This is a genomic window from Bacillus cereus group sp. BfR-BA-01408 (genome assembly GCF_022663305.1).
Classification (GTDB): Bacteria; Bacillota; Bacilli; order Bacillales; family Bacillaceae_G; genus Bacillus_A; species Bacillus_A pacificus.
This window is the reverse complement of sequence record NZ_JAKUFF010000099.1, coordinates 1-13149: the sequence shown is the minus strand read 5'-3', so window position 1 is coordinate 13149 and position 13149 is coordinate 1. Positions and strand designations below refer to the sequence as shown.

Here is a 13149-nt window from a genome sequence, read left to right as displayed (position 1 = left end):
ATGATTTGCAAACAGAATACTATACACGTATTCCAATTATGCAGACTATTTTTGAAAACAATGGCTTCCATGTAACGTTTACGAGATTAAATCATTTCGTTTGGGTAATGGAGGCAACTAAGCAATAGAAAGAGGGATTAGATTGAGAATTGCTGTAATTGGAGCAATGGAAGAAGAAGTACGTATTTTACGTGATAAATTAGAACAAGCAGAAACAGAAACGGTTGCGGGTTGTGAATTTACGAAAGGACAATTAGCAGGACATGAAGTAATCTTGTTAAAGTCTGGTATTGGTAAAGTAAATGCAGCGATGTCAACGACAATTTTATTAGAAAGATATAAGCCTGAAAAAGTCATTAATACTGGTTCAGCTGGTGGATTCCATCATTCTCTAAATGTTGGGGATGTCGTTATTTCAACAGAAGTTCGTCACCATGATGTAGATGTAACAGCATTTAACTATGAGTATGGGCAAGTACCAGGAATGCCGCCTGGATTTAAAGCTGATGAAGCATTAGTTGCATTAGCTGAAAAATGTATGCAGGCAGAAGAAAATATTCAAGTTGTAAAAGGTATGATTGCAACAGGTGATTCATTTATGAGTGATCCGAACCGAGTTGCAGCAATTCGTGATAAATTTGAAAACCTTTATGCAGTAGAAATGGAAGCAGCAGCTGTTGCACAAGTATGCCACCAATATGAAGTTCCGTTTGTTATCATTCGTGCACTTTCTGATATTGCTGGTAAAGAATCAAATGTTTCATTTGATCAATTTTTAGATCAAGCAGCTCTTCATTCTACAAACTTTATCGTAAAAGTACTAGAAGAGTTAAAGTAATGTAACAAAAAGGCAACTGTCTCATATAAAGAAAATACATACAGTTGCCTTTTCTTTATCGGCAAATAAGGGGGAGAACACGATGAATGTATATCGTGGAGTTCATGAGTTAATTGGTCATACACCAATTGTGGAAATTACTCGTTTTTCACTTCCAGAAGGGGTCCGTTTATTTGCAAAGCTGGAATTTTATAATCCAGGCGGAAGCGTTAAGGACCGATTAGGAAGAGAATTAATCGAAGATGCGCTAGAAAAAGGGCTTGTTACAGAGGGCGGAACAATTATTGAACCGACAGCTGGAAATACTGGTATTGGACTGGCACTCGCAGCGTTACAACATGATTTACACGTTATCGTTTGTGTACCAGAGAAATTTAGCATTGAAAAACAAGAATTAATGAAAGCACTAGGCGCAACGGTTGTGCATACGCCGACTGAGCAAGGAATGACCGGTGCAATTGCAAAAGCAAAAGAGTTAGTAAATGAAATACCGAATTCATACTCTCCAAGTCAGTTCGCAAATGAGGCGAATCCTCGTGCATATTTTAAAACATTAGGACCTGAACTGTGGGACGCATTGAATGGAGAGATTAACATATTTGTTGCTGGAGCAGGAACTGGCGGTACGTTTATGGGGACTGCATCTTACTTGAAAGAAAAAAATATAGATATTAAAACAGTTATCGTAGAGCCAGAAGGATCTATTTTAAATGGTGGTAAGGCTGGTTCACATGAGACCGAAGGAATTGGACTGGAATTTATCCCGCCATTTTTGAAGACATCTTATTTTGATGAAATTCATACGATTTCTGATCGAAATGCATTTTTACGAGTGAAAGAATTAGCGCAAAAAGAAGGACTTCTTGTTGGGAGCTCTTCAGGAGCAGCATTTCATGCAAGTTTACTTGAAGCAGAGAAAGCGGCGCCAGGTACAAATATTGTAACGATTTTTCCTGATAGTAGTGAGCGCTATTTAAGTAAAGACATATACAAAGGATGGGAATAAAAAATGAGAGCAAAGACAAAGTTAATTCATGGTATTCGCATAGGAGAACCTTCAACTGGATCTGTAAATGTACCGATTTATCAAACGAGTACGTACAAACAAGAAGCAGTTGGTAAGCATCAAGGATATGAATATTCACGTACAGGCAACCCAACACGTGCAGCTTTAGAAGAAATGATTGCGGTATTAGAAAACGGCCATGCTGGTTTCGCATTTGGTTCAGGAATGGCGGCTATTACAGCTACGATTATGTTGTTCTCAAAAGGTGACCACGTTATTTTAACAGATGATGTGTATGGTGGAACGTACCGCGTGATTACGAAAGTATTAAACCGTTTCGGTATTGAGCATACATTTGTAGATACAACAAACTTAGAGGAAGTTGAAGAAGCGATTCGTCCAAATACGAAAGCGATTTATGTAGAAACACCAACGAATCCGTTACTAAAAATTACTGATATTAAAAAAATATCTACTCTTGCTAAAGAGAAAGATTTATTAACAATTATTGATAACACATTCATGACGCCATATTGGCAGTCGCCGATTTCTTTAGGAGCAGACATTGTACTTCATAGTGCAACGAAATATTTAGGAGGTCATAGTGACGTAGTTGCAGGTCTAGTAGTTGTAAATAGCCCGCAATTAGCAGAAGACCTTCACTTTGTACAAAACTCAACAGGCGGCATTCTTGGCCCGCAAGATAGTTTCTTACTACTTCGTGGTTTAAAAACATTAGGAATTCGAATGGAAGAGCATGAAACGAATTCACGTGCAATTGCTGAGTTTTTAAATAACCACCCAAAAGTAAATAAAGTATATTACCCAGGCCTTGAGTCACATCAAAACCATGAACTGGCAACAGAACAAGCAAATGGATTTGGTGCTATTATCTCATTTGATGTAGATAGCGAAGAAACATTAAATAAAGTGCTTGAGAAATTACAATACTTTACGCTGGCTGAAAGTTTAGGAGCAGTAGAAAGTTTAATTTCTATCCCCTCTCAAATGACGCATGCATCAATCCCAGCAGATCGTCGCAAAGAATTAGGAATTACAGACACATTAATTCGAATTTCTGTCGGTATTGAAGACGGAGAAGATTTAATTGAAGATTTAGCACAAGCGTTAGCGTAGTAAAGATGCACTGCTAGTATAGGCAGTGCATTTTTACTACATTATTTTGTGAAATATTTCACAAAATAGACATACACAAATAAAATGATTTCATGTATATTGAATTCATGAAGTGTTACTCACGAACAAACTTGTGAAATATTTCACAAACAATGAAGTTCATGTAGGAAAGCAATTCTATTTTTTTACGCTAATCGGGACTAATTATGACCTATAGGGCCTTATTTAGTCCAAGATAGCAGAATAGGAGGAATTTACATGGTAGTCAAAGAGAAAATTGTAAATGAAATGCAGGAAGTAAAAGAGATGATTGATACGTTAGTGAATAACGGTCGAAAGGCTTTACAAGCATTAGAAAGTTTTACACAAGAGCAAATTGACAACATTGTTCATGAAATGGCATTAGCAGGTGTTGATCAACATATGCCACTTGCGAAGTTGGCTGTTGAAGAAACAGGTCGTGGTGTATACGAAGATAAATGTATTAAAAATATTTTTGCTACTGAATATATTTGGCATAGCATAAAGAAAGATAAAACAGTAGGGATTATTCACGAAGATCCTCATGAAGAAATAATAGAAATTGCGGAGCCCGTCGGTGTAGTAGCTGGGGTAACACCAGTAACGAATCCAACATCGACAACAATGTTTAAAGCATTAATCGCGATAAAAACGAGAAATCCAATTATTTTCGCATTTCATCCTTCCGCACAAAACTGTTCTATTGCAGCTGCGAAAACAGTATACGATGCAGCGGTGAAGGCGGGGGCACCAAAATATTGTATTCAGTGGATTGAAAAGCCTTCTGTCGAAGCAACGAAACAATTAATGAACCATGAAGGTGTTGCGCTTGTTTTGGCAACTGGAGGGGCTGGTATGGTGAAATCAGCTTATTCTACTGGAAAACCAGCGCTAGGTGTAGGTCCTGGTAATGTACCATGTTATATAGAGAAATCAGCGCATATAAAACGAGCGGTTAATGATTTGATTTTATCTAAAACATTTGATAATGGTATGATTTGTGCATCAGAACAAGCAATTATTGTAGACAAGGAAATTTATGATGATGTGAAAACAGAAATGATTGCAAATGATTGTTATTTTGTAACCGAGGAAGAGAGAAGTAAATTAGAAAAGCTTGTTATTAATGAAAATACATGTGCAGTAAATAGTGATATTGTAGGGAAATCCGCACAGTATATTGCCAAATTAGTTGGAATTACTGTACCTAAAAATACAAAAATGCTTGTAGCTGAAATACAAGGCATCGGAGCCGCATATCCACTATCTCGTGAGAAGTTAAGTCCAGTATTAGCTTGTGTAAAAGCAAATTCATTAGAAGAAGGATTTACATATTGTGAAGAAATGTTAAACCTCGGTGGTTTAGGACATTCAGCAGTTATCCATTCTGTAAATAAAGAAGTGCAAAAGCAATTTGGATTACGTATGAAAGCTTGCCGCCTTATTGTAAATGCCCCTTCATCACAAGGTGGAATCGGTGACATATATAATGGATTTATTCCATCACTTACGCTTGGCTGCGGTTCCTACGGGAAAAACTCGATTTCTCAAAACGTAACAGCGACGCATTTATTAAATATAAAAAGGTTGGCAAATAGAAAAAAGAATATGCAATGGTTCAAATTACCACCAAAAATTTATTTTGAAAAACATGCGACAGCATATTTAGCAAATATGCCTAACATTTCACGTGCATTTATTGTAACGGATCCAGGAATGGTTGAGCACGGATATGTAGATACGGTCACGCATTATTTACGTAAACATGTAAATGATGTGAAAGTTGAAGTTTTCTTTGAGGTTGAGCCGGATCCATCAGATGAAACTGTGTTTAAAGGTGCAGAAATGATGAGAAGTTTTCAGCCAGATGTAATTATCGCACTTGGTGGTGGTTCAGCGATGGATGCCGCGAAAGGGATGTGGCTTTTCTATGAGCATCCAGAAACAACATTCTATGGAATTAAACAGAAGTTTTTAGATATAAGAAAACGAACATGTAAATATCCGGAATTAGGAAGTAAGGCGCAGTTTGTTGCCATTCCAACAACATCTGGAACAGGATCAGAAGTGACACCATTTGCGGTTATTACAGATAAGAAAAATAATATAAAGTATCCACTCGCGGATTATGAATTAACGCCAGATGTAGCAATTGTTGATCCACAATTTGTAATGACAGTACCACCACATGTAACAGCAGACACCGGCATGGACGTATTAACGCATGCAATCGAGGCGTATGTGTCTGTTTTAGCGAATGACTATACAGATGGATTAGCATTAAAGGCCATTGATCTCGTATTTAAATATTTACCAAGAGCATTTAAAGATGGAAATGATGAAGAAGCACGAGAAAAAATGCACAATGCTTCTGCAATCGCAGGAATGGCATTTGCAAATGCCTTTCTAGGTATTAATCACAGCTTAGCACATAAAATTGGACCAGAATTTCATATTCCACATGGGCGTGCGAATGCAATTCTTATGCCGCACGTAGTTCGCTATAATGCTATTAAGCCAAGAAAACACGCATTGTTCCCAAAATATGAGCACTTTGTAGCCGATGAACGCTATGCACATATTGCGAGAATGCTCGGGCTTCCAGCAAGTTCGACTGCAGAAGGTGTGGAATCACTTGTCAAAGCAATTATTGAGCTCGGAACAAGTTTAAATATAAATATGAGTATTGCAGGACAAGGAGTTGCTAAAGACCAATTTGAAGAGATTGTTGGATTATTAGCAGAAAGAGCTTTTGAAGATCAATGTACAACAGCTAATCCAAAATTACCTCTCATTTCAGAGCTGAAAGAAATTTATATGAAAGCATATAAAGGTGAGTAATGTTTATAAAAGAGTCGCAATAAAGCGGCTCTTTTTCTTTTGGAAAACATCTCCCAGAATGGCTGTATTTACTTGTCTTTCAGTTTAATAGAATATGATACAGTGAAATGGAGGAGTGAGAATATAATGAAGGAATTACAAGAAAAGATAGAAGATTATACTCGGTTCGGACAAATTCTTCTCGCTGTCAGTACATTGTTAATGGTTGGCTTATTGATTCCGACTGGAGCAAAAGAAACGATACAATTTTTTGTTATGATTGGGAGCATCGTTATATTTTTAAGTTTATCTTTCTTTTTCTTTCAGCGTGTGAAAGTGATGCGAGACAAGTTAGAGGGAAACGAATGCGAATAATATTGATAAATAGTGCGTTACAAAAAGAAGGAATCTTTTTTGTAACGCTTTTTGTTTTTTTTCTAGAAAATGTATGCGTTTTATATTGACAATGATAATCCTTATCAATTAAAGTAGAATAGTAGTTAATGATTATCATTATCAATTAGAGGTGGGAGAATGAAAAAATCTATTACGCTATTTACAGCGATTTTATCTATTTTTTTCTTATTAATAGGTTGCAGTGCAAAGGGAGACGAAAAAGCATCGGCAACAAAAACAGAAAAAGGAAAAGAGAAAATAGAAGTTACCGACCTGTCAGGAAGAAAGGTAACATTCGATAAAGTGCCAGAGAGTTTTGCAACATTAAGTATGGGAGACATGAATATTATTCATGCTTTAGGCGGAAAAATAGTGGGTCGTCCGGATGCAAAAATAACTCTTCCAGAGGATATAAAGAAAGTACAAGTAATCGGGAATGCACATCAGCCGAATTTTGAGCAAATTGCTAGCTTAAAGCCCGATGTACTTATTGCTAATAATGGGTTCCAAAAGAATGTTCCAACGGTTGAAGGGCAAGGAACGAAAGTAATGATTTCTTCTGCGAATTCTGTACAAGATATTCAAAAGAATATTGAACTATACGGAACGATAATGAAGAAAGAAGATAAAGCGAAAGAACTTAACCAAAAAATTACGAATCAAATGAAGACATATGAGAAAAAGAGTGATGTGAAAGCATTGCTAGTGTATGGAGCACCTGGTACTTATTTAGCAGCATTACCAACCTCTTTATCAGGTGATATTTTAGAAAAAACAGGTGGGAAAAATATTGCAGCTGATTTTCCAGAAATGAAGGAATATCCGCAATATGCACAGCTAAGTGTAGAACGCATTATTGAAGCGAATCCGGATGTAATTTATTTAATTACACATGGAGATCCAAATAGCGTTAAAAAAGCATTTGAAGGCGAAATGATGAAAAATGAAGCGTGGAAAAATTTAGATGCAGTAAAACAAAATCGCGTAGTTATTTTGCCACCAGACTTATTTGGATCAAATCCTGGAACAAAAGTTACAGAAGCGATGGACTTTATGTATAAAAGTATACAAGATGTAAGGAAATGATAAGTATGGAAAGTAGTGAAGTAGTAAGGGAAAAGGAACATCCTTTTGCGAAAAAAAGATGGATCATAGCAGTTACTTTAGTTGTATTAACGGTTTTATGTCTTTTTTACGGTCTTTTCGCAGGAAGCCTATCCTTTTCTTTACGAGATATTGTAACAGGGATACAAGATGAAGGTTCGACAGTTCATCGAATTGTATGGGACCTTCGTATACCGAGAGTGCTCGTTGGATTTATAGTAGGAACATGTTTAGCTGCATCTGGTGCACTGCTGCAAGGGGTGATGAGAAATCCTCTTGCAGACCCTGGTATTATCGGGGTGTCATCTGGAGCAGGCCTTGTCGCAATTGTAATTATGATTTTATTCCCTCAGCATATGGCGTTTTTACCACTCGGTGCGTTTTTAGGAGCTTTCATAACGGCGATGATCATTTATGCTTTATCATGGCAAAAAGGGGCACCACCTTCAAGAATTGTCTTAGTAGGTGTGTCAATTAATGCATTAATAGGTGCAGCGACGTCAGCATTAATGTTATTACATAGTGACAAAGTACAATCCGTGTTACCGTGGTTAGCGGGTGGTATTGGCGGTGTAAGTTGGGCACATTTAAACATGATTATTTATTATGCAATATTCGCTATTATATTGGCCTTCTTCGGTATCAAACATATTCGAGTATTAATGCTTGGAGATGAAATGGCGAAATTATTAGGTCATAACGTGGAGAGAAGCCGTTTTTATTTAATAGTAGTAAGCACATTATTAGCTGGAATAGCAGTTAGTGTTTCTGGTCTTATTGGATTTGTCGGCCTTGTTGTACCACATATGTTACGTTTATTAGTTGGAAATGACTATAAATATTTACTGCCATTATCATGCCTTGGTGGAGGGATATTACTTGTTTTCGCGGATGCGATAGCTCGAAGTTGGTTTGATCCAATTGAATTGCCTGTCGGTATTTTATTATCCTTCTTAGGCGGTCCGTTCTTCTTATATTTAATTCATAGAGGGGGGAAACAGCGTGATTTCCGTTAATAAAGTGTTTTACGCACATTCTGAAAGATTTCAAATGCAAAATATGAATGTACATATTAAAGCTGGAGAGGTCGTTAGTTTAATTGGACCGAATGGATCTGGGAAATCTACTTTGCTTCGTTTAATAGCAAGACTACTTAAACAAAGCGAAGGGGATATCGTTTTAGATGGAAAAAGTATTCATACGATGAAAAGTGCCGATGTAGCGAAGCAATTAGCGATGTTACCACAAATGCATGATCATCAATTAGATTTAACAGTGAAAGAATTAATTGAATTTGGAAGAGGCCCTCATAAATCATGGAGAGATCGCTTAAATAAAGAAGATGAAGAAATTGTTGATTGGGCATTGTCTGTTACAAATCTTGAAGGGTATGAATATCGTCTTTTACAATCTTTATCAGGAGGGGAAAGACAACGTGCTTGGATTGCAATGACGCTAGCACAACGTACGAACGTCTTATTATTAGATGAGCCAACAACTTTTTTAGATATCGTTCATCAGTTGGAAGTAATGGAACTTGTGAAACGATTAAACGAGGAATTTGGCATGACAATTATAATGGTTTTACATGATATTAACCAAGCGGCTCAATATAGTGATCGTTTACTCGTATTAAAGCGAGGGAAGCTTCAGTATGACGGTATACCAGAAGAAGTGTTATGTCATGAAATGTTTCAACATGTATTTGGCATAGATGTAGATATTTTTCAAGGAAGCGACAAGCCATTTTTTACACCGAAGCGAATTTCTAAAAAAGGAGGAGCAAGATGCGAACAGAAGAACGTATTACCACTGAGTTAGTAAGGGAATTTGTTATGGCAGCTCACGGAGATTTAGAAAAAGTACAAGAACTGTTGGCTGAATCGCCAAGTTTACTTCATGCCTCTTACAATTGGGGCGGATCAGATTGGGAAAGTGCGTTAGGAGCAGCGGCACATATAGGGCGTAAAGATATTGCTCTTTATTTATTAGAAAAGGGTGCTCGAATGGATATTTTCGCGGCCGCTATGCTTGGAGAATTAGAAGTTGTACAAGCTATTTTAGTAGCACAACCAGAAGCATTACGTGCATCTGGTCCTCATGGTATTTCTCTTCTTCAACATGCACGAATGGGTGGAGAAAAAGCACAGCGTGTATTTGACTACTTAATGGTGCTTTCTTAATGATCGCTAAAGTTCTTATGTGCGGTAAACTTTTCACTTTCATATAATTGGAAAGTTTACCGCCCGTTAGAACGGGATAAGTATCTAGTATATTTGAAAAGCCTACACCCCCCTCAATTGTAGTTTTCTTTATGCTAGTTATGATATGGATGCAGTAGACAATATTTGTCTACTGCCTTTTTTTAATTGTTTAGAGATTGAATATTCTGTATTTTACCTTTAGTTCCTTTATAATAGATAGTAACATTAAGTATATATCCAAAACATGATCGTGTAGGTAAGTACAAATTCGTGGGAAGGAGTGCAGAAATGTTTCATACAGATCGTTTACAAATTCGTAAATATACAATGGATGATTTACAGTTCTACGCTTCATTATGGGGAAATGAGAAGGTAATGCGCTATATTGGAAATGGGACGTTAAAAACATATATGCAGTGTAAAAAAAGTTTGGAAGAGTGGGTGATTCCTAGCTATAAAAACGGTCTCGGTTTATTTGTATTGATTGAAAAGGAAACGGGAATACGAATTGGTCATGCAGGATTAGTAAAGCAGCAAATAGATGGAAAAGAGGAAATTGAAATTGGTTATTGGTTATTACCTCGGTATTGGGGAAAAGGGTATGCGAAAGAAGCAGCGGCAGCATTTCGAGATTATGGCTTTCAAGCGTTACGAATGAATAAATTAATTTCTCTTATTAATCCGGATCACCCCGCCTCAATCTTTGTTGCTAGAAAAACGGGGCTTAGTTATGAGAAAACAACTTCATTTCATGGGATGGATGTTCTCGTTTATTCCATTAGGCGCATTGGATGAAAAAAGGTTAATTGCATCTTTTGAAGAATGGTATATAAAAATAAAGGGGGGATTACATGTACATTTATCATAATGGACTTATTATTCGTGAGGGAACGAATGGTGTACCTGCATATGCAATTAAAACTTTATTCGAAGATGCCGGTTGGAGCAATGATAATATCCCTTCTTGGCAAATTGAAAAATTCACGATAGCATTTGAAAATTCAACATGGGCATTCACAATTTGGGATGAAGAAGAGATGATTGCGATGGTTAGAGTCATTTCTGATGGAATCATGGTCGCCAACATAGTAAATTTAGTTGTGAAATGTGAATATAGAGGGAAGGGATTAGGTAAGAAACTTGTTGCTCTTTGTTTGCAAAAATTGCCACATGGTGACTGGTTTGCGCATACTTCTGCGAGTAATTTTGATTTTTATAGAAGTTGTGGTTTTGAGGTGAGAGAATTATCGAGAAATGGAACATGTGCGTACTATGGATACCAAGCTGCAAAAAGAGATGGGCATCGGTAAAGGAGCGAAAAGTAAGGAAATAGTACAGCTATAAGTATTTTTCGTTCTTTTTATAATAGAAAATGAATTGAGACTCATTTTATGATAAAATGAAAGAAAATTCTGTTTATTATTAGGGGGATAAAAATGAGTATAAAAGTTGGGGATGTATTTAAATATGAAAGAAGATTTACTGAGGAAGAGGTTTTTGAATTTGCAAATATTACAGGGGATAAAGGCAGGCATCATATGGAATATGATGAAAATGGACGTTTAATGGTTCATGGTTTATTGACTGCTAGTATTGGAACGAAAGTAGGCGAAGAATTACATTACATAGCAAGAGAATTAGTAAGTGAGTTTATTAGACCAGTTTTTACAGGAGATACGATCACTTGTGAATTAACTTTAACAAATATTGAACAAATGGAAGGATACAAAAAGGTTTCAATCGAGTCAGTTTATCGCAATCAACACGAAAAGACTGTACTAGTTGGGACAAGCTATGGAGTTATAAGAGGATAAAAAGAAGAGGTTGTCCCAAAAGTAGCTGAATAGCTACTTTTGGGCAACCTCTTTCTTTACGGAAAATATAAAAAAGAATCGTCCATTTTTGATATAATTAAGTCACCACAACCAAATCATCAAAAGAAAGGAACGATTCTTTTGTGTTTATAGATTATAACAAAAACCAACTGACTTTTCCACTAGATGTTGAGGTTCATATTCCTGAACATCATCTTTCACGTGTGGTTCATACGGCTGTAGAAGCGATGGATCTCTCTATCCTCTTATCACGTTATCCAGGTGGTGGCAGACCACCTTATCACCCAAAAATGATGTTGAAAATTTTATTATATGCCTACGCAAAAGGAATCTATTCTTCTCGAAAAATTGAAGAACAACTCCATGAAAATATCCATTTCATGTGGCTTTCTGATGAAAAAACACCAGACTTTCGTACGATCAATCGTTTTCGATCGGAGCGCATGAAAGACGTGATTTATGAAACTTTCTTCTCTCTCATCGACCTGTTGAAACAAGAAGGGCTTGTCAAACTCGAAGATTATTTTCTAGATGGAACAAAAATCGAGGCAAATGCCAATCGATATACGTTTGTATGGAAAAAATCCACAGAAAAATATGATCAAAAACTAGATGAGAAGTACCAAAAAATTGTCGCGACAATTGAACAAGCAAGTGAAGACGATCAGAAAGCGGAATTAGAAGAAGAACAAATGAAAGATACCTGTTCGGTCACTTCAGAAAAAATTAAACAAACCATTCAAACCTTAGAAAAACGCCTACAAGATGAACCGAAAAATAAAACGATGAAAAAAGCAAAGCGTCAGTTAGAAAATGATCTTCTTCCGCGCAAAATAAAATACGAAGCTCATAAAGAAACATTTCAAGAAAGAAATAGCTTTTCGAAAACAGATACAGATGCGACCTTTATGCGGATGAAAGAAGATCACATGAAAAATGGTCAACTAAAACCAGGGTACAATATACAAATCGGAACCGAGGATCAATTTATTACAGGGTTTAGTATTCATCAAAAAGCGGGAGATACAACCTGTTTGATTCCTCATTTTGAAATATTTGAGAAGTACAATCGTGTAAAGCCTCAAAATGTAGTTGCCGATTCTGGTTATGGAAGTGAAGAAAACTATGCATTTTGTGAAGAGAAAAAAATGAAAGCATATGTGAAATACAATACGTTTGAAAAAGAACAAAAGAAGGCGTGGACGAAACAAATAGGTCGCGTGGAAAATATGTTTTATGAGGAAGAACTAGATGAATGGATTTGTGCAAATAAAAAACGCCTTATTTTTTCACATGAAAGCAAACAACAAACAAGCAATGGTTATACTTCTATCAAAAGAACCTATCGTTGTACAGAATGTTTAGGCTGTCCATTTCAAGAAACATGTGCCAAAGGAAAAGAAACAAAATCTATCAGTGTCTCTGTCAAAAATCAAAAACAGCGAAAAGAAGTACGCGAACGTTTACATACAAAAGAAGGTAAAGAATTATATGGAAAGCGAAAAATAGAGGTGGAACCCGTATTTGGTCATATTAAATACAATCGTTTCTTCCAACGTTTTTCCTTACGAGGCCTTTCCAAAAATCGACTGGAATGGGGTCTTATTTGTGTTGCCCATAATTTACGGAAATGGACAACAACAGCTCAATCAAAAGCGAAAAAACCCCAATCATAAGTAGAAAAACAATGGGTTTTCTATTTATGATTGGGGTTTTTATCCATATAAAGGTGAAATATAAGAAATTGTCTCCAAAAGGTCGTTTTTAACGACCTTTTGGGACAACCTC

13 protein-coding genes and 1 pseudogene are annotated in these 13149 nt (G+C 36.4%); all 14 read left to right on the top strand.

Annotated elements, in window-relative coordinates:
* Window positions 1-128: pseudogene (locus MR083_RS24380) on the top strand (SAM-dependent methyltransferase); the annotation flags it as partial.
* A gap of 14 nt (window positions 129-142) precedes the next feature.
* Window positions 143-838 carry a 5'-methylthioadenosine/S-adenosylhomocysteine nucleosidase gene (mtnN, locus tag MR083_RS24375; protein WP_001217039.1) on the top strand — a complete coding sequence of 232 codons (696 nt, stop codon included), beginning with the start codon at window positions 143-145 and terminating at the stop codon, window positions 836-838.
* A gap of 82 nt (window positions 839-920) precedes the next feature.
* Entirely contained in the window at window positions 921-1844 is a 924-nt protein-coding gene (locus MR083_RS24370) for an O-acetylserine dependent cystathionine beta-synthase (protein ID WP_001103854.1), read from the top strand.
* A 3-nt stretch (window positions 1845-1847) separates the two neighbouring features.
* Entirely contained in the window at window positions 1848-2981 is a 1134-nt protein-coding gene (locus MR083_RS24365) for a bifunctional cystathionine gamma-lyase/homocysteine desulfhydrase (protein WP_001201908.1), read from the top strand.
* 258 nt (window positions 2982-3239) lie between these two features.
* Window positions 3240-5843: a bifunctional acetaldehyde-CoA/alcohol dehydrogenase gene (gene adhE, locus MR083_RS24360; RefSeq protein WP_242269961.1), complete on the top strand. Its 2604-nt coding sequence runs from the start codon at window positions 3240-3242 to the stop codon at window positions 5841-5843.
* Between the two features lie 126 nt (window positions 5844-5969).
* A complete protein-coding gene (locus MR083_RS24355; protein ID WP_000661447.1) occupies window positions 5970-6197 on the top strand; it encodes a YrhC family protein in 228 nt (75 codons plus the stop codon).
* Window positions 6198-6356: 159 nt separating this feature from the next.
* A complete protein-coding gene (locus tag MR083_RS24350) occupies window positions 6357-7304 on the top strand; it encodes a helical backbone metal receptor (protein WP_242269960.1) in 948 nt (315 codons plus the stop codon).
* Window positions 7305-7309: 5 nt separating this feature from the next.
* On the top strand, window positions 7310-8338 hold the full coding sequence (locus MR083_RS24345; protein ID WP_000445965.1) for a FecCD family ABC transporter permease: 1029 nt from the start codon (window positions 7310-7312) through the stop codon (window positions 8336-8338).
* The gene (locus MR083_RS24340) at window positions 8325-9143 is read left to right on the top strand and encodes an ABC transporter ATP-binding protein (RefSeq protein ID WP_000626536.1); all 819 of its coding nucleotides are present in this window, start codon (window positions 8325-8327) and stop codon (window positions 9141-9143) included. The genes MR083_RS24345 and MR083_RS24340 overlap by 14 nt, the downstream gene beginning before the upstream one ends.
* Complete coding sequence (locus MR083_RS24335) at window positions 9110-9505, top strand: ankyrin repeat domain-containing protein (protein ID WP_242269959.1); 396 nt, start codon at window positions 9110-9112, stop codon at window positions 9503-9505. Before MR083_RS24340 ends, MR083_RS24335 begins: the two co-directional genes overlap by 34 nt.
* A gap of 309 nt (window positions 9506-9814) precedes the next feature.
* Window positions 9815-10321, top strand: a complete 507-nt coding sequence (locus MR083_RS24330) for a GNAT family N-acetyltransferase (RefSeq protein WP_000469130.1) — start codon at window positions 9815-9817, stop codon at window positions 10319-10321.
* Window positions 10322-10377: 56 nt separating this feature from the next.
* Window positions 10378-10836, top strand: coding sequence for a GNAT family N-acetyltransferase (locus MR083_RS24325; protein ID WP_000276115.1), 459 nt, complete (start codon window positions 10378-10380; stop codon window positions 10834-10836).
* 126 nt (window positions 10837-10962) lie between these two features.
* Window positions 10963-11340 (top strand): hotdog family protein, encoded by a 378-nt coding sequence (locus MR083_RS24320; protein ID WP_000025009.1) that lies wholly within the window; start codon window positions 10963-10965, stop codon window positions 11338-11340.
* Window positions 11341-11483: 143 nt separating this feature from the next.
* Window positions 11484-13037 carry an IS1182-like element ISBce1 family transposase gene (locus tag MR083_RS24315; protein WP_000469434.1) on the top strand — a complete coding sequence of 518 codons (1554 nt, stop codon included), beginning with the start codon at window positions 11484-11486 and terminating at the stop codon, window positions 13035-13037.
* The last annotated feature ends 112 nt before the right edge of the window (window positions 13038-13149 follow it).

Bases quoted from the DNA above. Each gene is read 5' to 3' on its own strand.
- MR083_RS24350 (WP_242269960.1), top strand. From the start codon at position 6,357: ATGAAAAAATCTATTACGCTATTTACAGCGATTTTATCTATTTTTTTC.
- MR083_RS24330 (WP_000469130.1), top strand. From the start codon at position 9,815: ATGTTTCATACAGATCGTTTACAAATTCGTAAATATACAATGGATGAT.
- MR083_RS24345 (WP_000445965.1), top strand. From the start codon at position 7,310: ATGGAAAGTAGTGAAGTAGTAAGGGAAAAGGAACATCCTTTTGCGAAA.
- MR083_RS24335 (WP_242269959.1), top strand. From the start codon at position 9,110: ATGCGAACAGAAGAACGTATTACCACTGAGTTAGTAAGGGAATTTGTT.
- MR083_RS24355 (WP_000661447.1), top strand. From the start codon at position 5,970: ATGAAGGAATTACAAGAAAAGATAGAAGATTATACTCGGTTCGGACAA.
- adhE (WP_242269961.1), top strand. From the start codon at position 3,240: ATGGTAGTCAAAGAGAAAATTGTAAATGAAATGCAGGAAGTAAAAGAG.
- MR083_RS24325 (WP_000276115.1), top strand. From the start codon at position 10,378: ATGTACATTTATCATAATGGACTTATTATTCGTGAGGGAACGAATGGT.
- MR083_RS24370 (WP_001103854.1), top strand. From the start codon at position 921: ATGAATGTATATCGTGGAGTTCATGAGTTAATTGGTCATACACCAATT.
- MR083_RS24320 (WP_000025009.1), top strand. From the start codon at position 10,963: ATGAGTATAAAAGTTGGGGATGTATTTAAATATGAAAGAAGATTTACT.
- MR083_RS24365 (WP_001201908.1), top strand. From the start codon at position 1,848: ATGAGAGCAAAGACAAAGTTAATTCATGGTATTCGCATAGGAGAACCT.